The sequence below is a fragment of the Pseudomonas sp. B21-041 genome, assembly GCF_024748675.1.
GTDB lineage: Bacteria > Pseudomonadota > Gammaproteobacteria > Pseudomonadales > Pseudomonadaceae > Aquipseudomonas > Aquipseudomonas neuropathica.
The window spans coordinates 2,623,699-2,645,831 of the sequence record NZ_CP087175.1 but is presented as its reverse complement, the minus strand read 5'-3'; the positions used below and the strand labels follow the sequence as shown (position 1 = coordinate 2,645,831).

Genomic DNA, 22,133 nt, shown 5'->3' with positions numbered 1-22,133 from the left:
TAGCAACAACAGGTCCCGCGAGGCCATTCAGAATCTCATAACTTGCCCAAAACCTTGTGGGAGCGAGCCTGCTCGCGAAGGCGGTAGATCATTCAACAATGATGTTGACTGACAGGACGCTTTCGCGAGCAGGCTCGCTCCCACAGGTGTTTTATTTCATGCAACCCGAGCGTTACGCCAGCTCTTTACGCAGCTGCCGGGCGGCGGTAACCATGTGCACCAGCGCCGCCTCAGTCTCTGGCCAGCCACGGGTTTTCAAACCGCAATCAGGGTTGACCCACAGCCGCTCGGCCGGAATCCGCTTGGCAGCCTTGCGCAGCAAATTAGCCATTTCCGAAGCATCCGGGATGCGTGGCGAGTGGATGTCGTAGACACCCGGGCCGATTTCGTTCGGATAAGCGAAGGCTTCGAAGGCATCCAGCAACTCCATGTCCGAGCGCGAGGTTTCGATAGTGATCACGTCGGCATCCATCGCCGCGATGGACTCGATCACATCGTTGAATTCGCTGTAGCACATGTGCGTATGGATCTGCGTTTCGTCGCGCACACCGGAGGCGCACAGACGGAACACTTCCGTCGCCCAGTCCAGATAAGGCTGCCACTGCGCCTGACGCAGCGGCAGACCTTCACGGAACGCCGCTTCGTCGATCTGCACGATCTTGATGCCGGCGGCTTCCAGATCGACCACTTCATCGCGGATCGCCAGCGCCAGTTGCCGGGCCTGCACTTCACGGCTGACGTCTTCACGCGGGAACGACCACATCAGCATGGTCACCGGGCCGGTCAGCATGCCTTTCATGACCTTGTCGGTCAGACCTTGGGCGTAGCGGATCCACTCGACCGTCATGGCTTTCGGGCGGCTGAGGTCGCCGAAGATCACCGCCGGTTTCACGCAACGCGAACCGTAGCTCTGCACCCAGCCGAAACGGGTGAACACGTAGCCATCCAGTTGCTCGGCGAAGTACTCGACCATGTCGTTACGCTCGGCCTCACCGTGTACCAGTACATCGAGGCCCAGACGCTCCTGGATTTCCACTGCGTGGCGGATCTCGCTGTACATGGCTTCAGTGTATTCAGCTTCGGTCAGCTTGCCCTGTTTGAACGACTGGCGAGCGAGGCGGATCGACGCGGTTTGCGGGAACGAACCGATCGTCGTGGTCGGGAACAGTGGTAGATCAAGACCCGCGCGCTGTTTGGCGATGCGCTGGGCAAACAGCGACTGACGCTGGCTGTCCTTGGCCGTGATCGCCGCAACCCGCGCCTGAACCGCAGGTTTGTGAATGCGCGGCGAAGCAGCGCGAGCGGCCTGCACCGACCGGCTTTCAGTCAATGCTCGCAGCACTTTCGGCGCTTCCGGCTCATTGACGGCATGCGTCAGAACAGCCACTTCTTCACACTTCTGAACGGCAAAGGCCAGCCAGCTTTTCAGCTCGGCATCGAGTTTGTCTTCACGGCCCAGATCCACCGGGCTGTGCAGCAGCGAACAGGACGGCGCGACCCACAGACGCTCACCCAGACGCTCATGAGCATGGCGCAACGTCGCCAAGGCATTTTCCAGATCGCAGCGCCAGACATTCCGCCCGTTGACCACGCCCAGGGACAACACTTTGTAGGCCGGCAGACGATCGAGAATGGTCGGGTACTGCTCCGGTGCGCGCACCAGATCAATGTGCAGACCATCGACCGGCAGGTTCGCCGCCAGACCAAGATTTTCTTCCAGACCACCAAAGTAAGTAGCGAGCAGTTTCTTCAGTGGATCACGCTGGATCTGGTTGTAGGCACGCTCGAACGCGTTCTTCCATTCCTGCGGCAGATCAAGCACCAGAATCGGCTCGTCGATCTGCACCCATTCCACGCCTTGAGCGGCGAGGCGCGCGAAGATCTGGCCGTACAGCGGCAGCAAACGATCGAGCAATTCCAGCTTGTCGAATTCCGCGCCCTTGGCCTTGCCCAGCCACAGATACGTCAGTGGGCCGATAATCACCGGTTTGACGTTGTGGCCCAGCGCACGGGCTTCTTCGACTTCTTCGAACAACTGCTCCCAGCCCAACTGGAACTGTTGATCCGCACTGAATTCCGGGACCAGATAGTGGTAGTTGGTGTCGAACCACTTGGTCATTTCCTGGGCGTGCGCACCGCCACAGCAACTGTCGCTGACGCCACGGGCCATGCCGAACAGGGTCTGCAGAGTGGCTTTGCCGTCGTGTGGACGGAAGCGTTCCGGGATCACACCGAACATCAGCGAGTGCGTCAGGACCTGGTCGTACCAGGCGAAATCGCCGACCGGCAGCAATTCCATACCGGCGTTTTTCTGCAAGTCCCAGTGGGCCTTGCGCAGCTCACGACCAACATCTCGCAGGCCGGCCTCGTTCAGTTCTCCTTTCCAGAACGCCTCTTGCGCTTTCTTCAGTTCGCGGTCGCGACCGATGCGCGGAAATCCAAGGGAATGGGCCAGTGCCATAACAAACAACTCCAATGTCCTGTTGATGGCGGCCATTGTCGGCATCGGTCGCTAGTGAGACAAACTCATTTTAATCGTGATCAACACGAGTTTCCCTCATGATCAAAATATTGCTGCTTGTCACTTGTAAACACTCCGGAGCCGAGAGCGTACGTGAAGGCTGAACGGTTTTTTGCGGCAGGGAATTTCTCGCCAATTCAAGCTGTTCGTCGCCATGAAGACGCCCTTTGAAAACTCAATGACGCCTCTGTGTAAACGCACTCGAACCCGCCCCGGCAGGTCTCTGATTTCGATCTATCGTTAGATCGAAATGGCAGCATTTGCGGCCGACTAAAGGTTGCGACAGAAGATGTCTGAGCCTATGTTGCACGCGAGTCTTTTCCCCGCGATTGGAACGCGATCAACACCATTAAGAGGTGAAGAAATGTCAAAGGAATCACGCCCTGCCGTACTTGGGCTGATAGGCAACACTCCGCTGGTTCAAGTCACTCGTTTCGATACTGGCCCGTGCACACTGTTTCTCAAGCTCGAATCGCAGAACCCCGGTGGTTCGATCAAGGACCGTATCGGTCTGGCCATGATCGACGCTGCCGAGCGTGATGGTCGTCTGCAACCTGGCGGCACCATCGTCGAAGCCACCGCTGGCAACACCGGCCTGGGTCTGGCACTGGTTGGCCGCGCCAAAGGTTATCGCGTGGTGCTGGTGGTGCCAGACAAAATGTCCACCGAGAAAGTCCTGCACTTGAAGGCCATGGGCGCCGAAGTGCACATCACCCGCTCCGACGTCGGCAAGGGTCATCCCGAGTATTACCAGGATGTCGCCGCACGTTTGGCGAAAGATATTCCCGGCGCATTTTTCGCCGACCAGTTCAACAACCCGGCCAACCCGCTGGCCCACGAATGCAGCACCGCGCCGGAGATCTGGGCGCAGACCGAACATGACCTGGACGCGATCGTCGTCGGTGTCGGTTCGGCCGGTACGCTGACGGGCCTGAGCCGCTTCTTCAAACGCGTGCAGCCGGATCTGGAAATGGTCCTAGCCGACCCGGTCGGTTCGGTGATGGCGCAATACAGCCGCGACGGCTCTCTGCCCAAGCCCGGTTCATGGGCGGTGGAAGGCATCGGCGAGGACTTCATTCCGTCGATCACCGACCTCTCCAGCGTGCGCCACGCCTATTCGATCAGCGATGAAGAAAGCTTCGCTCACGCCCGCCAGTTGCTCAAGGCCGAAGGCATTCTCGGCGGCTCGTCGACCGGCACTCTGCTCGCTGCGGCGCTGCGTTACTGCCGCGAACAGACCGAGCCGAAACGTGTGGTCAGCTTCGTTTGCGACACCGGCACGCGCTACCTGTCGAAGGTTTACAACGACCAGTGGATGACCGATCAGGGCCTGTTGCAGCGCAAGGGCTACGGCGATTTGCGCGACCTGATCGCCCGGCGTTTCGAGGACGGCCGCGTGATCAGTGTCGGCCCCGACGACACTCTGCTGACCGCGTTCCAGCGCATGCGCCTGGCGGATGTCTCACAACTGCCAGTGCTGGTGGAAGGCAAGCAACTGGTCGGCGTGATCGACGAGTCGGACATCCTGCTGGCGGTGCACGAAGACGCCGCCCGCTTCAGCCAATCAGTGTCCAGCGTGATGACCGACAAACTGCAAACCCTCGCCCCTGGCGCCAGCCTTGCTGAGCTGGAAGCGGTGCTCAGCCGTGGCCTCGTCGCGATCATTGCCGATGCATCGGGCTTCCATGGCCTGATCACCCGCACCGACATGCTCAACCAATTACGGAGATCCCTCGCATGAGTCAGCACGACGATAAATCCCAAGGCTTCGCGACCCGGGTGATCCACGCCGGGCAGGAACCGGACCCGACCACCGGCGCGCTGATGCCGCCGATCTACGCCAACTCCACCTATCTGCAAGACAGCCCCGGCGTGCACAAGGGTTTCGATTACGGGCGCTCGCACAACCCGACGCGTTTTGCCCTGGAGCGTTGCGTGGCGGACCTGGAAGGCGGCACCCAGGCGTTCGCGTTCGCCTCCGGGCTGGCAACGATTTCCACGGTGCTCGAACTGATCGATGCCGGTTCGCACGTCATCTCCGGCAATGACTTGTACGGCGGCACGTTCCGCCTGTTCGACAAGGTCCGTCAGCGCAGTGCCGGACACCGTTTCAGCTACGTCGATCTGACTGACCTGGCGGCGTTCGAAGCGGCGCTGCAGGACGACACCCGCCTAGTGATTGTCGAGTCACCGACCAACCCGCTGCTGAGCCTGTCGGACCTCGCCGCTATCGCCCGTATCTGCCGCGCTCGCGGGATCATCAGCGTGGCCGACAACACCTTTGCCAGCCCGTATATCCAGCGGCCGCTGGAGCTGGGTTTCGACATCGTGCTGCACTCGACCACCAAGTACCTGAACGGTCACTCCGATGTAATCGGCGGCATCGCCGTGGTCGGCCAGAACCAAGAACTGGCCGAGAAGCTGGGCTTCTTGCAGAACGCGGTCGGTGCGATTGCCGGGCCGTTCGATGCATTTCTCACCCTGCGCGGGGTGAAGACTTTGGCGCTGCGCATGGAACGTCATTGCAGCAATGCACTGGATCTGGCGCAGTGGCTGGAGCAGCAGCCGCAGGTCAAACGTGTCTACTATCCAGGGCTGCCGTCGCATCCACAGCATGAGTTAGCCAAGCGACAGATGCGTGGTTTTGGCGGGATGATTTCTGTTGATCTGAACAGCGATCTGGCAGGTGCGCGGCGGTTTTTGGAGAACGTGAAGATCTTTGCGTTGGCGGAAAGTCTGGGCGGTGTGGAGAGCCTGATCGAGCATCCGGCGATCATGACTCACGCGACCATTCCGGCTGATACCCGGGCGAAACTGGGGATTGGCGATGGCCTGGTGCGTCTGTCGGTGGGCGTCGAAGACGTCGAAGACCTGCGTGCCGATCTGGCGCAGGCACTGCAATCGATCTGACCTGGCAGGAACGACAAAGCCCGCACGTAGCGGGCTTTGGTGTTCGAGCAGGCGGCCAGTGCTGGTCTCTGGCTTACAAGGTTTATCGGGCTTCCCACAGTACCGGGTCAAATTGAAAGTTAGTGCCTCGGCTGCTTCACACGGCATAAGGGCTGGATCTCAGCGCGGAGATCTTTCTAACCGTGTACCTTTCGGAGCGCGCCCCACGCCCCCTTGCTATCCGATTGCGCATCAGTCTGCGTCTTCGCCTACATCTTTGAGCCTAGCAAAGCCTCGTGGACTTGAATCAGAGTTTTTAGACTGATTTGAGCTTTGCTCAAAACGGGCAGGAAGATAAGCGCCTAAAGGCCGCCGATCCCCCCGCCGTACCGCCTCGCTATCGCGATCTATACTCAATCAGTTCGATCATGATTCTGTCGACACCCGCACGCCTGACGGTGTGCCCGTGCCTTTCGCCCACCAGACTGACCCAGGCCAATGAGTCATAACGCCAGCGAACAAGCGGCGGACGATGCCTTATCGCTTTGTGGCTGCCGGGTCATGGAGAAAACTATGAAACACAAGCTGTTGTCAGGCGTGCTTCTGGCGGTCGTGGCGACCGTGGTGGTGCCCAATGTCTGGGCTGCACAACCGCAGGCGTTGGCTTCCGATGGATCGGATCATGTCGGGGCCGGAGCGGTGGCTTCCGATGGTGCCGATCATGTCGGTGCAGGTGCGGTGGCTTCCGATGGTGCCGATCATGTCGGTGCAGGCGCGGTAGCCTCCGACGGTGCTGATCATGTCGGTGCAGGCGCCGTGGCTTCTGATGGTGCTGATCATGTCGGCGCGGGCGCGGTCGCTTCTGATGGTGCTGATCATGTCGGCGCGGGTGCTGTAGCTTCCGACGGTGCTGACCATGTCGGCGCTGGCGCAGTCGCTTCTGATGGTGCTGATCATGTCGGTGCGGGCGCAGTCGCTTCTGATGGTGCCGATCATGTCGGTGCGGGCGCAGTCGCTTCTGATGGTGCCGATCATGTCGGTGCAGGCGCGGTCGCTTCTGATGGCGCCGATCATGTTGGCGCGGGTGCGGTCGCCTCTGATGGCGCCGATCATGTCGGTGCAGGCGCGGTCGCTTCTGATGGCGCCGATCATGTTGGCGCGGGTGCGGTCGCTTCTGATGGTGCCGATCATGTTGGCGCGGGCGCAGTCGCTTCTGATGGTGCCGATCATGTCGGTGCAGGCGCATTGGCGGCAGATGGCGCCGATCGCACCGGCATCAACCGGTTTGCCTATTCTCGTGTCGGCGTTGGTTCTGATCGCGTCGCCTCCGCACTGATGACCGGCAGTTATTCCGACCAGTTCAACAGTCCACAGTAATCCTCCTTCGGCGCAACAGGCGGTTTTAGCGAGCTGCCTGTTGAGCGCCGCACTAGCACATTTGTGCTAATCGACCGGCCTGTCCGCTGGCGTTATATTCCCCCGCAACCCCCGATGTTCCTCAACGTTGCCAGTTCGCAGCGTGCGGGATCGTTGTGCCTGGAAATCAGAACAACACCAAGGAAGAAACACCATGAAACTCCATGCAAACCTTACCAAAATCGCCGTATTCGGTGCCGTGCTGCTCAGCGTGGCCGGCTGCCAGACCGTGAAACCGACTGAAGCGAGCATGAAAGAACGCGCTCAGACGGTGATCGGTAAACCGGTGTCGAAAATCGACAACATCCGCAACGACAGCACCCTCACCTACTACACCGCGTACACCCCGGCCGGGGAATACAACTGTGAATTGCCCAGCGGCGTAATCATCGCCGTGGCCAGCATGGGCATGATGTCGCCGCCGCTGTCGTGCCTGCCGAAAGGCGCCTCGCCAATCCCACTGCAATAACTTCTCCGCCCGGTAAAGGACTCCGTTTGCTCATGAAAATCTTGATCGCGACACTCACCCTCAGCGCCCTTTTCCTCACTGCCTGCGCCACGCCAAAACAATGGGAAGCCACTGGCGGCAGCAAAAACGATGGCATCGTCCAGGTCTCCTATGAACTGGGCCAATTCGAAAGCGGCCAGACCAGCGCCGAACAAGGCCTGACCGTCGCCGCACAACGCTGCAAGACCTGGGGCTACAAGAACGCCGAAGTGACCGGCTCGGAGAAAAACATCTGCCGCACCATGGGCCAATACAACTGCCTGCAAACCACCATCACCCAGGATTACCTGTGCAAACGCTAGACGCTTGACCCTGTAGGAGCTGTCGAGTGCAACGAGGCTGCGATCTTTTGATCTTGCCCTTCTCATCAACATCAAAGATCGCAGCGTGCCGCAGCTCCTACAGCCCCATGGACACCTACAAGGCATTTTCGGTGGGTTCGGGCTGGCGATCGCGCAGGGCTCGCAAGGTCGCGCGCAGTTCGGCCGGGCGTACCGGTTTGGACAGGATGGCGATGTCGCGGTCGTGCAGGGCTGCCTGGATTTTCTCGACGTCATGCCCGGTGATGATCATCGCCGGTACCGCCCAACCGCGCTGCCTGCGCACATCATCAATACATTCGATGCCGGTGGCATGGGTGCCGAGGTCATAGTCGGCGACGATGATGTCGCAGTCGGTGACCAGATCCTGAGCCGTCAACTCGGCCTGAACCACACAGCCCCAGCGCTCCAGCAACGCTGAAGTCGCCAGCAGCACATTGCGGTCATCTTCCACCAGGCACACCTTCAGCCCGGTCAGCAAACCGACTTGGCGCGCCTCATTCCGATTGACCGTTAACGGCGCTGGCGCGGCGATCGGCAACCCGTACAAAGTCACCGCTGTTCCGCGCCCAAGCCGCGAACGCAGAGTAACGCCGACACCAATCAACTCACCCAGACGCTTGACGATCGACAGCCCCAAGCCCACGCCTTCGACGTCTTTGTCGCGCACTTGCCGTACCCGATAAAACTCCTCGAACACCTTGGCCTGATGCTCCTCGGCGATACCGTTGCCACGGTCATAAACAACGATTGACAGCCCTGCCCCGTGCCGACGCACACCGATCAATACCGGCCGATGCGCACCGTATTTGAAGCAGTTGGACAGTACGTTCTGGACCATGGTCGCGAGCAACGCCGGATCCGTGCGCACCCAATATTCACAGGGGCGCACATGCAATTCGACCCCGGCCCAACGCGCGGCTTCAGCGTTCTGGCGAATCAGATCCGCGAGCCATTCCCCTAAATTGAGGGTTTGCAGTTTGGGCAGAACCCGGCCGTTATCAAGGGTGTACAGATCGAGAATCGAGCGGAACAGTTGCGAAACGTTGAGCAACGAACGGTCGATATTGTCGACCAAGCGCCGTTCCTCCTCGCCCAGTCTCGACTCACGCAGACAGGCAGTAAACAGACCGATGGAATGAATCGGCTGACGCAAATCATGACTGGCCTGAGCGAGAAACCGCGACTTTTCCAGATTCGCCGCCACCGCCTCTTCGGAGGCCTTACGCGTGCGTTCCAGCAACAAGTGCGCATAGAACGGAATCACCGTGCTGGTGAGCATCAGCATCAACACCATGAACGGTTGCGCCTGCCACACCGGCGTCAGGCGATAAACACACAGCAATGCCAGCAGCGCCAGCGCCGTGGCAATCGCCAGATAGCGCGAGCCATAGCGCATGCCATTGCCGAGGTTGACCCAGATGATCACCGCGTACAGCGGCAACGCCATCTCGCCGCCCACCACCAGACCAAAGCAGGTACCGGTGTAATCATGGATCATGGCGAAAATCCGTCGCGCCGGGTAATCCCCTGGCCAGCGCGCAATCGCCTGACGCAGGGCGATCGAGGCCAACAAAAACACAATGATGTAGGTAATGATCGGCAGGTATGTATCGAAGCGCTGGCCTGGCAAAAAACCCAGTATCAGCATGTAAACCACGGCAATACTGGCAATGATGATGCGCAGGTTGGCCTGATCGAGTTCGGTGTTTTTCTCGAACTTCATGGTTAAACGTCCTTGTGCGGCAATCGTCAGTTTCCGAATCAGCCTACAGGCAACCTTCGCGCCCGGTGCTAAGGTGCAAGCCTTGAGTAACGCCTGACCCAGGGAGGGTCAAGCCATGACCTGCCGAATTATCATAGCCGACGATCACCCGCTGTTTCGCGAGGCGATGCTGCGCACGGTGCAGCGGTTGCTGCCCGAAGCCGTTATCGAAGAAGCGGGCGATCTCGACGCCGTATTGGCGCTGCTGCCTTTGGGCGAGCCGGACACATTGATTCTCGACTTGCGCTTCCCCGGGCTCACGTGTGTGAGCCAGCTCGCCGAACTGCGTCGACGCTTGCCGCGTACCACGCTGATTGTGGTGTCGATGGTCGATGATGAGTCGCTGATCAGCGAAGTCATGACCGCTGGCATTGACGGTTTTATCGGCAAAAACATTGCCCCCGATGAAATCGGTCAGGCGATTCTGGCGATTCGTGAAGGTGAGGTGCTGGTGAAGTTTGCGCCGTCCGGCTTGCTGCCGCTGGAAACCGGCGCCGCCCTTACGCCTCGTCAGCAAGACGTGCTGCGCTTGATCGCCCAAGGCAAGACCAACAAGGAAATCGCCCGTGAACTGGATATTTCGCCGTTCACGGTGCGGATTCATGTGTCGTCGTTGTTGCGCACATTGAACGTGCCCTCGCGGGCAGCCGCGGTGAAGTATTCGGGCGGATTTAATTACTGAGCCGAGTTTTATACCGCCGGATCTGAGAAATGATCTCTGGTTCCCCGAACTCCGCAATCCGGGCTTCATCAATGGTAGTAGTCGTGCATGACAGGGCCCAATCCAATACTTCCGGATCGGAGGTAACCCACTGCACTATTTCCCTCGCAACAACAGGATCGCGTTTATTCAGCACGCCCGCTACGAGAAATAAAAGAGAACTACGCACGCGGTTAATTGCCAAATCCTTTGCTAGCCGCTGTACTGATACAACAGAACCTCGCTCCCCCAGAAGCACTGCTAGAAGACCCGCCCCCAGTGCATGGCACGTAGCGATCTGGTCGGCGCTAAACTCTTCGATCAGTCGCTGATCGATAGATTCGCGTGAATCCAGGAGAGCAACAATAGCAGCAGATTGCGAACGGCCTGTATCCGGTGTCATTGCCCAATCAAAAAGCATTCGTTGTAGATTTGCACCAGAGTTCGCCAGCACGCGGAAAATACCGGCGAGCACTTCATCGTCTGAGGAAAGTATGGCCTTGCTCCACAGCTCGAGACCGTCACGATACTCGACCCCGCCAAGTTCGATGAGTCCAGCAATTGCAACCCGCGCTATTGGATACTCCGAATTGGGGTACAGGTCACTCTGACACCATTGATCCTTGGCAAGCTTGATCAGCGTTTGCTGATAGGAAGGATGAACATTTGCACAGAGCGCTTCTGCCAAAGTCAATCGAACCGGGCTCCCTCGATGGTTTGCAAGATCCAGCAGGTACGCCGGCAAAGGCCCCTCCAGCGATGAGGCAATGGCACCGAGCGCCATCGCTACGGCATGCGCGAACTGGTTTTTCAAAGCAGCGTTCACATATGATGCCATCCCATGCCGGATAGCTGCCGATACCGCGTTCACAACCGTGTCGAAGTCATAGCTTGTCTCTAATGCCCAGCACACATCCGGCTCGATGAATAGCGGACAGTGTGCATCCAGTTGCAACCGGAGGGAGCGTATCAAAGCGTCTGCATTCTCAATACCTTGCAACGTTTGCAGCGCTGTTTGCGAAAGAACGACCCGTTTTTCTTTCTTCAGCTCGATTTCCGCAGCGCAGATTTCGTTGAACGGCGCAGGTAATTGCATCCGAGCCGCCTCAGCCAGCGCGTTCTGGCCTTTTTGGGTTTCATCGCAATGAAGATGCGCGAGCCCTCGCCCGATATTTACAAATCGCTCAACATTCCGCTCTTGTCTCAGATAAGCCAAAAGCTCCCGCCAGCCCTGTTGATCATTCCTTAAAACGCAAGCCAATGCTGAAGAGTCGACGGCAAACGTCGACGCCCCTTCACGCAGCCGCGTGTGAAGGGCAACACTGTATTGCTCTTTCCAGTCTGACAATAACGCCAACCAGAGGTATTCCTCCTCCTCTGTCCCGTATCCAACAGCGAAGGCTGCAGCAAGTTCGTCATCGTCCAGTGAATGCAAGCGAACATCTCTAGAGAAACTCCACAGCCAATGATGCCTAAGCCATTTTATATGCCGGTGACGCGCCAAACATTCCCAGTTTCGTTTGGCACGAGCGACATTGACATATGCTTCGAGAAACTGACGGGCCGCCTGCCCTTGGTCATTGTCGTGAAGAAAGAACTCATGCTCCTCGTCATAAACGCAGTTGACCACATCAAGGTAATCTATCGCACGTTTGCGAAGGTCGTCCTCCGTTGGCGTCAGAAAGCTCACTGCCAAATCAACTATTTCTTCGAACCCGTCGAAGTCCTGAAGCGCGCCATAAGCAATAGCGTCATGCGAAAACAAGTCGCCGGCCTGAACTACTGCGCGTGCAGCATCCATAAAAGCAGACTCCAGACCGTGTACAAATTTTGAAAGTTCTTGGGCGAAGTTTGCCGGATAACTAGCAAAATCAATCGGCAACAGTGTTCGTATGAACGTTTCCAACAGAGGCTTTGTAGACATTGAAACCGCGCGCGCGCGATACCACTCAGCCGGTCGCATCAACGCTTCCCACTCATCCCTTCCGGCATACGCGGTTGGGGCTCGAGTCAATAAAAAGCGAGCAACCTCTGCAGCGTTGCTCGCGCTGGACCCCACATTGGCAGCGCATTTTAGATACTGTTCGAACTCCTTCCCGCCTTCCATAAGCCTTGCTTCCAGCCATGCATCAATCCTGGCTTGCACGGCTTCACCAGGTTCAATTGCAAAGGAAGTGCCGACCCGTTCAAGTATGAGAGCCGCTGTTGCAACGCCCCATTCGATTGTTGGACGCTTGCACAAAACCAGAAAATCAATCAGTCGACGCAACGCCTGCCGTACTTGCCGACGATTTTTCTCAAGCGCTCGGGTGATTCCGGCTTCGACTCTCGGATGGTAATAGGTAAGGTCACCTGCTTCGTTTTGGCGGAAGTTACGAGCGGCGACAAAGCAATCAACCAGCGAAGAGACATTCGCGGAATTTTTTTCATCCATGTCACATAGACCATCCTCGACCACAAGAAGGATCGAGCGAGTCACTTGGTCGCCGGTTCCAAGGAGGGCCCAAAGTATCGCGGCAGCGTCTATATCTCCGCGTGCCTCAATCTGCTCAATGACCGTTTGCTCTATCGAGTTTTGGTGTGCACGACGAATGGCCTCATTCACGATAAAAAAATCGCTGTGAAAATCCTCAGGATCCAACGCTCGTATGGCATCGAAGAATTTCTGAATTTCTAGCGGCGTAGCAAGTTCGCCCAGCACTTGGGTTTCAGACAGACGAGTGAGCTTTTGCTGTGCTTGCGGCAAACTGTCTACTCGAGTCGTGTAGAGCCTGTGCCGTTGATCCGAACCGTAGTGCTCAGCCTCCAGTTTGATCTCCCAGTTTTTTATCGTATCCAAAGAGCCTGATGCTAATGCAACGTCCCGTCTCGACGTTGCAATTATCATTCTGTCGGTTCTGGCACTGGCGAAAAAACGGCCGAGTTGATCGTTCCACGCGCGACTATTTTGATCAAAGTCGAACCGCCCCCACGGATCCTCGATGTCGTAGAGTACGGGCGCTGGAGTCGTATCGTCGCGCAGTTGTGAAGGGCCCTGCCTGATCAATACTCGCGTCAGCCCGGGATGTACTTTGCGCAATTCGTCATAGAGCATTTGAGTCGCAAGGGTTTTCCCTGTACCGGATTGGCCGACCAGAATCGCCGCCGATTTCTGTGCCATCTGCGCTCGCAGATCTGACCAGTTAGTCGGGTAAACATAATGCTCGAGCTCTGGCGAGCTCGCGAGATAGCCGTCATGCCGGCGAATGATGTCTTCGAGTTCCTGACGCTCCAAACGCCCCCCCCCTGCTCGCACTATTCGGGCACGAGCGGCTTCTCGCAACTGGATGAGGCACGCCTCAAGTCGAGCATTGGGTACGCGACAGCTTTCTCGAAGAAGTCGATCAATATCAACGCGAAGACGCTCGTCGTCCTGATTGGCAATGACAGCAAATCGCCCGGTGATGTCGTGATTGAGGCCCTTAGCGATCAACTGCGGTAATGTGTCCGGGCCGGGCCACATTCCCGGTCTGCGCCGACCGAGCTTTTGCGCATCACCGTTCAGGCCCGCACTGGTAACCAGCAAGTAACGGCAGCGGGGATCGGCCAGCCGAGTGGATGCACTGGGCCTGATTGTACTGCCGTATTCAAGCAGGCTTTTGAGCGTCTTCGGTGTCCAGGCATTACCTTCACGCCTCTTAGCCTGGACAACCAATGTATAGTCGGCCATCGGCACCAGACTCACGAGCCGTCCCGGCTCTTGACCTGAAAGTTCTGCTTCAAGATCTTCCTGACTTGCCGGCTCGAGCACCACCTCTCTGGTCTGTCGGGATACCAGAATCAAATCGAGAGCAAGCCAGACTGAGACATCTATCTGGTACTCGAATCCGGCGAGGGGAGTCGCTCTGGAGGCATGTTCATCTTCCGCAACAGTTCCGGTTGCGCCTTGATGTCCTTGAGATGTCATAGAAGATCGATCCAGACAGGCGACGATGACTTCTTCCTGTCGGGATCAGGAAGGGAAAAAACCGCCTGGAGTCATAGGGGTAACTGGCCGGTCAGCCGATTCAAGCGTCGAAGCGATTCAAGCTTTGATTCATCATATCTGTGCAACAACCAACGTGCCAATCCGATAGGCGCAACAGCCCCATTCATTAAGTCATCTTGAACGCTGCTCCAACAAAATACTCCTGAACTCATGAGATCAATTCAGATCTGGGCCATAGCTGCTCGCCCTGCACACAACACTGTGCTTGCCCTAACACCTTGATCAAAGTCAGATGCAGCAACTTCCCGCAATAGGACGAACGGGTTGAACTGATGGGTCGCCGGGCGTCGGAGGTTGGAGGAACCAGGCGGTCAGCATCATGGATCGACTTGCGCCATCAGCTCCGGCACCGATTCCGGCCGTTTCGCATAACGCTGAGCGAGCACCGCGCAGACCATCAATTGAATCTGATGGAACAGCATCAACGGCAGAATCAACACACCAATCGTGCTACCGGCAAACAACACCTGCGCCATCGGCACACCGGTGGCCAGGCTCTTTTTCGAGCCGCAGAACAAAATGGTGATGCGATCTTCCTGGCTAAAACCGAACGCCTTGCCGAGCAGCGTCGACGCCAGCAAGACCAGCGCCAGCAGGATGCAGCAAACCACCACCAGCCCGAGCAGTTCGACTAGCGGGATCTGATGCCAGATGCCTTCGTTGACCGCTTCACTGAATGCGCCGTAGACCACCAACAGAATCGAACCCTGATCAACGAACTTCAGCCAGTTCTTGTTGCGCCCCACCCACGCGCCGATCCAGCGACGGGCGATCTGCCCGGCAATGAATGGCAGCAACAACTGCACGCTGATTTTCAGAATCGCATCCAGCGTCGATCCGCCATCACCGTGGACGTCGAGCAGCAGCGTCACCAGCAATGGCGTGAGGAAAATCCCGAACAGGCTAGAAGCTGCCGCGCTGCAGATCGCCGCCGGAATATTACCGCGCGCCAGCGAAGTGAAGGCGATCGCCGATTGCACCGTTGCCGGCAGTGCGCACAGGTAAAGCATGCCCATGTACAGCTTGTCGCCGATCAGTGGAGACAACAGCGGTTTCAGCGCCAGCCCGAGAATCGGGAACAGCACAAAGGTCAGGCCAAATACCAGCAAGTGCAGGCGCCAGTGACCGGCACCGGCGATGATCGATTCGCGGGACAGTTTGGCGCCGTGCAGGAAAAACAGCAGCGCGATGGCGATGTTGGTCAGCCAGCCGAAGCCGACGGCGACGCGGCCGCTGGCCGGCAGGAAACTGGCCAGCAGTACGACGCCGATCAGCGTCAGGGTGAAGTTGTCGGGCAAAAAGCGTGGGCGAGTCATGGTCGGTTCATCCGGGGGTTGCCAGGGCGTGCCGACGACTCTAACGTGGCTGCGAATTACCGACTAACGCCGAAGGGCCACAAGATGCCGCCTAAAGGACATGACAAAAGCGTTCGGCGCAGCATTCCCGGGCTGCCCAGCCTGCCGCGTCCACTGTATGGGCGCACCGAATCGCTGCCCAATCGCGCCCTGACCCGGCGCCACAGTCACCCGTGGGTGCAGTTGTCCTATGCGATTCAGGGTGTGCTGGAAATCCAGACCAGCGCCGGCCGCTTTGTCGCCCCGCCCGAACGCGCGGTGTGGATCCCGGCGGGCGTACCGCATCGGGTGTTCAGCTCGCCGCACACGGAAATGCGCAGCCTGTACATAGATTGCAGCGTTGCCGGATGGGCGCTCGAGCGCTGTCATGTACTCGGCGTCAGCGATCTGCTCAGGGAACTGATCCGCGCGTTCAGTCAGGTTCCGGTGGAGTACGACCAGAGCGGCCCGCATGGACGTCTGGCGCAAGTGATCCTCGATCAACTGGCCGAAGCGCCGCAGATCGACCTGATGCTGCCGCTGCCGCAAGACGCGCGCTTGAAGCAGATCTACCAGAGCCTGGAACAACACCCGGAACAACAGACCACGCTGAGCCACTGGAGCGAGAAGTTCGGCGTCACCGAGAAGACCCTCACCCGCCTGTTTCTGCGCGACACCGGCCTGACCTTCCGCGCCTGGCGCCAGCGCTTGCGCCTGCTCGGCGCGCTGACACCGCTGGAGAAAGGTGAACGCGTCACCGACGTCGCGCTGGCCTGCGGTTACGACTCGACATCGGCGTTTATCGCGGCGTTTCGTCAGCAGTTCGGTGAAACGCCGGGGGAGTTCTTTCGTTGATCAGCGATCCGCCAGCTCTTCCAGTAAATCCGCCGACGGCACGAAATACAGGCTACCGGTGACCGCCGTGCTGAAATCCAGCAACTTGTCGTAATTACCCGGCGGCTTGCCGACGAACATGTTTTCCAGCATCTGCTCCATCGGTTCCGGCGAGCGCGCGTAACCGATGAAGAAGGTGCCGAACTCCCCTGCCCCCGGCCGGCCGAACGGCATGTTGTCACGGAGAATTTTCACTTCCTCGCCGGCTGCGTTGGTGATGGTGGTCAGCGCGCTGTGCGAGTTGCTCGGTTTGACCGCGTCATCCAGTTCGATGTCGGAGAGCTTGGTGCGACCGATAACGCGCTCCTGTGCTTCAACGCTCAGGCCGTTCCACGCGGCCATGTTGTGCAGGTATTTCTGCACCAGCACGTAGCTGCCGCCGCTGAAGTCGGGGTCTTCGTCACCGACAATGGTGAAGTTGACCGCTTTGCGCCCGACCGGGTTTTCCGTGCCGTCGACAAAACCGATGATGCTGCGCATGTCGAAATAACGAAAACCCTGCACTTCGTCGACCACGGTCACCGCATCGCCGAGAACCGCCATGATTTGCGTGGCCAGTTCAAAACACAGGTCCATTTGATCGGCGCGAATGTGCAGCAGCAGATCGCCCGGGGTGGCGGGAGCGTGCCGCCCTTCCCCGCCAAATTCGCGAAAACCGTGCAGCGACGCCGGGCGCGGATTGCCAAACAGGCGATCCCAAACGCTCGAGGAAAAACCGCAGATGCACGTCAGATTGCCTGTCGGTACGCGCTTTCCAACCGAACGCACCAGCCCGGCAACATCGCCGCACCAGTCTTTGACGGTTTGCGCGGCTTCAGCCCCGTCGTTGAGCGTCGCAACGATGAAAATCGCGCTGCTGGTGATCGGACTGCACACTGCTTGAGGTTCGAGAATGTCGGTATTCATCGCTGAAAACATTGCTCCGTAAAAAGTGCCCGAGCTGTTAACGAGGGCGGATAGTTCGTTTTTAACGAACTGTTGCGCAGAAATAAACGATTTTTCTTTGCCGCAAACTGGTCGCTAGCATGGCCTCGTCTGACCCCAATCCAAGAATAGACAGGGAGCGTGACATGCCAGCCACCAACATCAATATCGGCGAACCATGGATGTGGGGCGCCTTCATCGTCTTCGTACTTGCCATGCTGGCATTGGACCTGTTTGTCTTCGGTGGGCGCAAGGCGCATCGGGTCTCAGTGCGCGAAGCCTTGTCCTGGGTCATCGCCTGGTGCCTGCTGGCACTGAGTTTCGCCGCCCTGCTCTGGTGGTATCTGCACGGCGCGTTCGGCGCCGAGATTGCCCGGGAAAAAACCCTCGAATTCCTCACCGGTTATCTGATCGAGCAATCGTTGTCGATCGACAACATGTTCGTCTTTGTGATGATCTTCAGCTACTTCGCCGTGCCACCCGAGTTGCAGCGCCGAGTGCTGCTGTACGGCGTGCTCGGGGCGATCGTAATGCGCGCGGTGATGATTTTTGCCGGGGTGTGGCTGGTGTCGCAGTTTGAATGGCTGCTATATGCGTTCGGGGTGTTCCTGATCTTTACCGGGATCAAGATGCTGGTGTTTGCCGACCACCAGCCGGATCTGGACAAGAATCCGCTGCTGCGCTGGGTGCGCGGGCATATGCGCATCACCAGCAGCTTTCATGGCGAACGCTTTTTCGTGTTGCAGAACGGCGTGCGCTGGGCCACGCCGATGTTTCTGGTGCTGGTGCTGATCGAGGCCAGTGACTTGATGTTTGCGGTCGACAGCATCCCGGCGATATTCGCCGTGACCACTGACCCGTTCATTGTCTTCACTTCAAATATCTTCGCGATCATGGGCCTGCGCGCGCTGTATTTTCTGCTGGCAGATATGGCGGACCGCTTTCATCTGCTCAAGTATGGGCTGGCGATTGTGCTGGTGTTTATCGGCGGCAAGATGGTCTTGATGCCGTGGCTGCACATGCCGGTGGAATGGTCGCTGGCGGTGGTGGGTGGGGTGATTCTTGGCTCAGTCCTGCTCAGCTTGGTCATGACCAGAGATGCCGAACGCCGCACTGAATGACACACCACAAGACCCTGTAGGAGTGAGCCTGCTCGCGATAGCGGTCTGCCAGTCAACACCGCGTTGTCCGACAGACCGCTATCGCGAGCAGGCTCACTCCTACAGGGGATCGGTGTTACTTATCGGACTTGATGCTGGTCCACACGCGGGTGCGCACGCGCTCAAGTTTCTGCGGCAACGGCTGCACGACGTAGAGGTTTTTCAGCGCTTCCGGGGTCGGTGTCAGGTTCGGGTTGTCAGTGATTTCCTTGTTGATCAGCGGCATCGAATCCTTGTTCGCATTCGGGTAGCCGAGGAAGTCGCTGATCGGTGCGATCACTTTCGGGTCGAGCAGGTTGTTGAGGAACTCATGCGCTTCGGCGACGTTCTTCGCGCTCTTCGGAATGGCGAAGGTGTCGAACCAGATCGGCGCACCTTCCTTCGGCAAGCGCCAGTCGACCACCACACCGTTGCCCGCCTCTTTGGCGCGGTTGCCGAACTGATAGAAGCTGCCGGAGTAACCGATGGCCACGCAGATGTCGCCGTTGGCGATGTCGGTCATGTACTTGGCCGAGTTGAAGTAGGTCACGTACGGGCGAACCTTGAGCATCAGCTCCTTGGCTTTTTCATAGTCGGCGGGGTTCTGGCTGTTCGGGTCGAGGCCCAGGTAATGCAGGGCCAGCGGCAGGATTTCCGTCGGCGAATCAAGCATCGCCACGCCGCAGGATTTGAGCTTTTCCATGTTCTCCGGTTTGAACACCAGATCCCAGCTGTCCACCGGCGCGTTGTCGCCCAGTGCCGCTTTGACTTTGGCCGGGTTGAAGCCGATCAGCACAGTGCCGACCATGTAAGGCACGCCGTACTGGTTGCCCGGATCGTTCTTGCCCAGCAGTTTCAACAACTCCGGATCCTGGTGGCTCCAGTTCGGCAGTTTCGACTTGTCGAGTTTCTGGAACACGCCAGCCTTGATCTGCGTTTCAAGGAACTGGTTTGACGGCACCACCAGATCGTAACCGGAGTTGCCGGTGAGCAGCTTGGCTTCCAGGGATTCATTGGTGTCGAAGGTGTCCCAGGTCACTTTGATGCCGCTTTTTGCAGCGAAATCCTTGGGCACGGACGGCAGGATGTAATCCGCCCAGTTGTACACGCGCAGTTCGCGTTGCTCAGCCTGGACAGCGCCGGCCAGCAGCGTCAGCCCACACACAGTGGCACCCAGAATGCGTTTCATCGTGACCATGGTTGTTCCCCAAAAGGCAGCGTGAGTTCGATGGTTTTTATGTTCTGTACACGGCAGCGGCTGTAAAGGTAGCCAAGGGTAAAAAGGGTCGAGCGTCTTGTTGTGGTTTTGATTCTTGCTGACAGCGTAGCTGGAGCACAGTGGGGGATGGGCCAAAAGGGGATCGATGTGGCCAATTTGATTGACCGCCGGGATGCGGAAACAACAATGCCCGGCACTTGGCCGGGCATTGTGGTGAAGCGGATCAGCTCAGTCGGTGTAACCCAATCTCGCCGCCCTGCTCTGCTGAGTCTGGCTGCGTGTTGCCAAGCAGTAATACAACGGCACGGTGACAACCAGGCCCACCAGCCAGGACAAGTCCGCACCCTCAACCAGATTGGCGTACGGTCCGACATACAGCGACGTGTTGGCGAATGGCAGTTGCACGAGGATGCCAATGAAGTAGGCAATGATCGCGTGCAGATTAAATCGCCCGTAAACCCCGCCATCAGCGCTGAAGATCGAGGTGATGTCGTAGCAGCCGCGCTTGATCAGGTAGAAGTCGATCAGGTTGATCGACGCCCACGGTACCAGCACCAGCAGCAGCGCCAGAATCAAACCGATGAACTCGGAAATGAAGTCCGCCGACGCGCCCAACGCAACCACGCAGCAACCGGCCAGCACCACGCTCGACAACACCACGCGCACCTTGATGCTGGGCGTCCATTGGCTGGCAAACGTCTGAATCGAGGTAATGATCGACAGCACCGCGCCATACAGATTCAGCGCGTTATGGCTGATGATATTCAGCAGAAACAACACCATCAGAATCGGCCCGAGCCAACCGGTCGATTGCTTGACCGCGACCATCGCTTCGGTGCCTTCCGGGGTCGCCAGCACCGCAACGGCGCCAAAGCTGAACGACAGAATCGTCCCCAGCGTCGCGCCCAGATAAGTCGCCCAGAACGGCTTGGCAATGCCGATATCCGCAGGCAGGTAGCGCGAGTAATCGGACACGTACGGCGAGAAACTGATCTGCCAGATGATCCCCAGCGACACCGTCGCCAGCCAGCCGGACAGGTTGAAACTGCCGCGGGTGAGAAAATTCGCCGGCAAGTCATGGGCAAAGATATAGATGAACCCAGCGAGCAACGCGCTGCCCATCACCCAGGTGCCGATGCGGTTCAGCGTATGGATGAAGTTGTAGCCGATCACGCCAATCGCCGTGGCCGCCAGTGCACCGATCAGAATGCTCAGAGGCGCCGGCACCGATGGCGCGATGCCGACGATGGATTTACCGGCCAGCACGATGTTGGAAATGAAGAAACCGATGTAGATGATCGCCGCAAAAAACACGATCAACAGCGCGCCATAACGGCCGAACTGGCCGCGACTCTGGACCATCTGCGGAATGCCCATGCGCGGGCCTTGCGCCGACGCCAGCGCGATCACCACGCCGCCGATCAGGTGCCCCAGCGCAATCGCCAGCAGCCCCCAAAGCAAATCGAGATGGAACACCTGAACCACCATGGCGCCGGTGACGATGGGCAGTGGCGCAATGTTGGTGCTGAACCAAAGGGTGAACAGGTCGCGGGCCTTCCCGTGGCGTTCCGCGAGTGGGACGTAGTCGACCGTATGGTTCTCGATCAACGGATCTTGCCGGGACATCTGGGACATATGCATGAACTCGAGTTTGTCTGTTCTTATCGTTGTATGAAGCCAAACCGGGGGGACTCTCTGGCCGCCCCTCAGATGCAGACCATATTATGGTATTCCAAACAACTCACAAGACTGATCCGTAGTTTACGACGCCAGCTGATACGCCATCCTCGCTGAAACCGTGGCCTGCAGACCAGCCGAAAGCCCCGTAAATGCTGAGTTTCCGACGAACGCGGCACGTTTATCGGTTCAGCTTAAAAGCCCTTGCAAAGATCGAATACTGGTATACCATCAGACCAACAAACACATAAAAACAGCAACACATCACCCGAGGACCGACCAATGATCGATGCCGCCATCTACAAACAAGTCATGGGCTCGTTCCCGTCCGGCGTAACCGTTATCACCACGCTGGACGATGACGGTCAGATCGTCGGCCTGACGGCCAGTGCATTCAGCTCGCTGTCGATGGATCCGGCGCTGGTGCTGTTCTGCCCCAACTACAGTTCTGATTCCTACCCGGTGCTGATCAAAAACAAACGCTTTGCCATCCACGTTCTGTCCGGCGGCCAGCAAAGCGAAGCCTACGCCTTCGCCCGCAAAGGCAAGGACAAGGCGCAAGGCATCGAATGGACCTTGAGCGAACTGGGTAACCCGATCCTCGCCAACGCTACAGCTATCATCGAGTGTGAACTGTGGCGCGAATACGAAGGCGGCGACCACGCCATCATGGTCGGCGCGGTGAAGAACCTGATCGTCCCCGAGCAAATCGCCGGGCCGCTGGTGTATTGCCACGGCAAGATGGGCGCCCTGCCCGTCCTGGCCTGATCGTCAGCCCCGCACAATTCAACTCTAGGAGT

Annotated in this window: 17 protein-coding genes; 9 read left to right on the top strand and 8 right to left on the bottom strand. The window is 58.2% G+C overall.

From position 1 onward, the window contains the following. Positions 1-172: 172 nt before the first annotated feature. Positions 173-2,461 carry a 5-methyltetrahydropteroyltriglutamate--homocysteine S-methyltransferase gene (gene metE, locus LOY43_RS11790; RefSeq protein ID WP_258709685.1) on the bottom strand — a complete coding sequence of 763 codons (2,289 nt, stop codon included), beginning with the start codon at positions 2,459-2,461 and terminating at the stop codon, positions 173-175. Between the two features lie 424 nt (positions 2,462-2,885). Between metE and LOY43_RS11785 the strand changes: the two genes are divergently transcribed. Both LOY43_RS11785 and LOY43_RS11780 read left to right on the top strand, forming a co-directional pair. After that, positions 2,886-4,262 carry a cystathionine beta-synthase gene (locus tag LOY43_RS11785; protein ID WP_093437711.1) on the top strand — a complete coding sequence of 459 codons (1,377 nt, stop codon included), beginning with the start codon at positions 2,886-2,888 and terminating at the stop codon, positions 4,260-4,262. Beyond that, a complete protein-coding gene (locus LOY43_RS11780) occupies positions 4,259-5,431 on the top strand; it encodes a cystathionine gamma-synthase (RefSeq protein WP_016987095.1) in 1,173 nt (390 codons plus the stop codon). Before LOY43_RS11785 ends, LOY43_RS11780 begins: the two co-directional genes overlap by 4 nt. A gap of 570 nt (positions 5,432-6,001) precedes the next feature. Here LOY43_RS11780 and LOY43_RS11775 read toward each other — a convergent pair. After that, complete coding sequence (locus tag LOY43_RS11775; RefSeq protein WP_258709684.1) at positions 6,002-6,328, bottom strand: hypothetical protein; 327 nt, start codon at positions 6,326-6,328, stop codon at positions 6,002-6,004. Here LOY43_RS11775 and LOY43_RS11770 point away from each other — a divergent pair. The 3 genes from LOY43_RS11770 (at position 6,327) to yecR (ending at position 7,636) form a co-directional block, all read left to right on the top strand. Further along, complete coding sequence (locus tag LOY43_RS11770) at positions 6,327-6,746, top strand: hypothetical protein (RefSeq protein ID WP_258709683.1); 420 nt, start codon at positions 6,327-6,329, stop codon at positions 6,744-6,746. The two genes, LOY43_RS11775 and LOY43_RS11770, sit on opposite strands and share 2 nt — an antisense overlap. 234 nt (positions 6,747-6,980) lie before the next feature. Beyond that, positions 6,981-7,295 (top strand): hypothetical protein, encoded by a 315-nt coding sequence (locus tag LOY43_RS11765; RefSeq protein ID WP_095125682.1) that lies wholly within the window; start codon positions 6,981-6,983, stop codon positions 7,293-7,295. 32 nt (positions 7,296-7,327) lie between these two features. After that, positions 7,328-7,636: a YecR family lipoprotein gene (yecR, locus tag LOY43_RS11760; RefSeq protein ID WP_095125683.1), complete on the top strand. Its 309-nt coding sequence runs from the start codon at positions 7,328-7,330 to the stop codon at positions 7,634-7,636. Between the two features lie 115 nt (positions 7,637-7,751). Here the strand turns inward: yecR and LOY43_RS11755 are convergent, their stop codons facing one another. Further along, complete coding sequence (locus LOY43_RS11755; RefSeq protein ID WP_258709682.1) at positions 7,752-9,380, bottom strand: hybrid sensor histidine kinase/response regulator; 1,629 nt, start codon at positions 9,378-9,380, stop codon at positions 7,752-7,754. Between the two features lie 115 nt (positions 9,381-9,495). Between LOY43_RS11755 and LOY43_RS11750 the strand changes: the two genes are divergently transcribed. Continuing rightward, the gene (locus tag LOY43_RS11750) at positions 9,496-10,101 is read left to right on the top strand and encodes a response regulator transcription factor (protein ID WP_095125684.1); all 606 of its coding nucleotides are present in this window, start codon (positions 9,496-9,498) and stop codon (positions 10,099-10,101) included. Here LOY43_RS11750 and LOY43_RS11745 read toward each other — a convergent pair. Continuing rightward, positions 10,091-14,065: a hypothetical protein gene (locus LOY43_RS11745; RefSeq protein ID WP_095125685.1), complete on the bottom strand. Its 3,975-nt coding sequence runs from the start codon at positions 14,063-14,065 to the stop codon at positions 10,091-10,093. The genes LOY43_RS11750 and LOY43_RS11745 overlap by 11 nt on opposite strands. A 398-nt stretch (positions 14,066-14,463) precedes the next feature. Next, positions 14,464-15,462 carry a bile acid:sodium symporter family protein gene (locus tag LOY43_RS11740; protein ID WP_258709681.1) on the bottom strand — a complete coding sequence of 333 codons (999 nt, stop codon included), beginning with the start codon at positions 15,460-15,462 and terminating at the stop codon, positions 14,464-14,466. An 84-nt stretch (positions 15,463-15,546) separates the two neighbouring features. Here LOY43_RS11740 and LOY43_RS11735 point away from each other — a divergent pair, with 84 nt between their 5' ends. Beyond that, positions 15,547-16,335, top strand: a complete 789-nt coding sequence (locus LOY43_RS11735; RefSeq protein WP_095111479.1) for a helix-turn-helix domain-containing protein — start codon at positions 15,547-15,549, stop codon at positions 16,333-16,335. Here LOY43_RS11735 and LOY43_RS11730 read toward each other — a convergent pair whose 3' ends face one another. Continuing rightward, positions 16,336-17,280 carry a Dyp-type peroxidase gene (locus LOY43_RS11730; protein ID WP_258709680.1) on the bottom strand — a complete coding sequence of 315 codons (945 nt, stop codon included), beginning with the start codon at positions 17,278-17,280 and terminating at the stop codon, positions 16,336-16,338. Positions 17,281-17,444: 164 nt separating this feature from the next. Between LOY43_RS11730 and LOY43_RS11725 the strand changes: the two genes are divergently transcribed. Further along, positions 17,445-18,419 carry a TerC family protein gene (locus LOY43_RS11725; RefSeq protein WP_258709679.1) on the top strand — a complete coding sequence of 325 codons (975 nt, stop codon included), beginning with the start codon at positions 17,445-17,447 and terminating at the stop codon, positions 18,417-18,419. Between the two features lie 115 nt (positions 18,420-18,534). Here LOY43_RS11725 and LOY43_RS11720 read toward each other — a convergent pair whose 3' ends face one another. Together LOY43_RS11720 and LOY43_RS11715 are read right to left on the bottom strand one after the other, a co-directional pair. Then, complete coding sequence (locus LOY43_RS11720; protein WP_095050069.1) at positions 18,535-19,635, bottom strand: polyamine ABC transporter substrate-binding protein; 1,101 nt, start codon at positions 19,633-19,635, stop codon at positions 18,535-18,537. Positions 19,636-19,884: 249 nt separating this feature from the next. Then, positions 19,885-21,291, bottom strand: coding sequence for a cytosine permease (locus tag LOY43_RS11715; RefSeq protein ID WP_258709678.1), 1,407 nt, complete (start codon positions 21,289-21,291; stop codon positions 19,885-19,887). A 324-nt stretch (positions 21,292-21,615) separates the two neighbouring features. Here LOY43_RS11715 and LOY43_RS11710 point away from each other — a divergent pair, with 324 nt between their 5' ends. Next, on the top strand, positions 21,616-22,101 hold the full coding sequence (locus LOY43_RS11710; RefSeq protein ID WP_016987069.1) for a flavin reductase family protein: 486 nt from the start codon (positions 21,616-21,618) through the stop codon (positions 22,099-22,101). Positions 22,102-22,133 lie beyond the last annotated feature (32 nt).

Excerpts from the sequence above, each read along its gene's own strand:
- metE (WP_258709685.1), bottom strand. The coding sequence starts at position 2,461 with ATGGCACTGGCCCATTCCCTTGGATTTCCGCGCATCGGTCGCGACCGC.
- LOY43_RS11785 (WP_093437711.1), top strand. The coding sequence starts at position 2,886 with ATGTCAAAGGAATCACGCCCTGCCGTACTTGGGCTGATAGGCAACACT.
- LOY43_RS11780 (WP_016987095.1), top strand. The coding sequence starts at position 4,259 with ATGAGTCAGCACGACGATAAATCCCAAGGCTTCGCGACCCGGGTGATC.
- LOY43_RS11770 (WP_258709683.1), top strand. The coding sequence starts at position 6,327 with ATGTCGGCGCTGGCGCAGTCGCTTCTGATGGTGCTGATCATGTCGGTG.
- LOY43_RS11775 (WP_258709684.1), bottom strand. The coding sequence starts at position 6,328 with ATGGTCAGCACCGTCGGAAGCTACAGCACCCGCGCCGACATGATCAGC.
- LOY43_RS11765 (WP_095125682.1), top strand. The coding sequence starts at position 6,981 with ATGAAACTCCATGCAAACCTTACCAAAATCGCCGTATTCGGTGCCGTG.
- yecR (WP_095125683.1), top strand. The coding sequence starts at position 7,328 with ATGAAAATCTTGATCGCGACACTCACCCTCAGCGCCCTTTTCCTCACT.
- LOY43_RS11755 (WP_258709682.1), bottom strand. The coding sequence starts at position 9,380 with ATGAAGTTCGAGAAAAACACCGAACTCGATCAGGCCAACCTGCGCATC.
- LOY43_RS11750 (WP_095125684.1), top strand. The coding sequence starts at position 9,496 with ATGACCTGCCGAATTATCATAGCCGACGATCACCCGCTGTTTCGCGAG.
- LOY43_RS11745 (WP_095125685.1), bottom strand. The coding sequence starts at position 14,065 with ATGACATCTCAAGGACATCAAGGCGCAACCGGAACTGTTGCGGAAGAT.
- LOY43_RS11740 (WP_258709681.1), bottom strand. The coding sequence starts at position 15,462 with ATGACTCGCCCACGCTTTTTGCCCGACAACTTCACCCTGACGCTGATC.
- LOY43_RS11735 (WP_095111479.1), top strand. The coding sequence starts at position 15,547 with ATGCCGCCTAAAGGACATGACAAAAGCGTTCGGCGCAGCATTCCCGGG.
- LOY43_RS11730 (WP_258709680.1), bottom strand. The coding sequence starts at position 17,280 with ATGAATACCGACATTCTCGAACCTCAAGCAGTGTGCAGTCCGATCACC.
- LOY43_RS11725 (WP_258709679.1), top strand. The coding sequence starts at position 17,445 with ATGCCAGCCACCAACATCAATATCGGCGAACCATGGATGTGGGGCGCC.
- LOY43_RS11720 (WP_095050069.1), bottom strand. The coding sequence starts at position 19,635 with ATGGTCACGATGAAACGCATTCTGGGTGCCACTGTGTGTGGGCTGACG.
- LOY43_RS11715 (WP_258709678.1), bottom strand. The coding sequence starts at position 21,291 with ATGTCCCAGATGTCCCGGCAAGATCCGTTGATCGAGAACCATACGGTC.
- LOY43_RS11710 (WP_016987069.1), top strand. The coding sequence starts at position 21,616 with ATGATCGATGCCGCCATCTACAAACAAGTCATGGGCTCGTTCCCGTCC.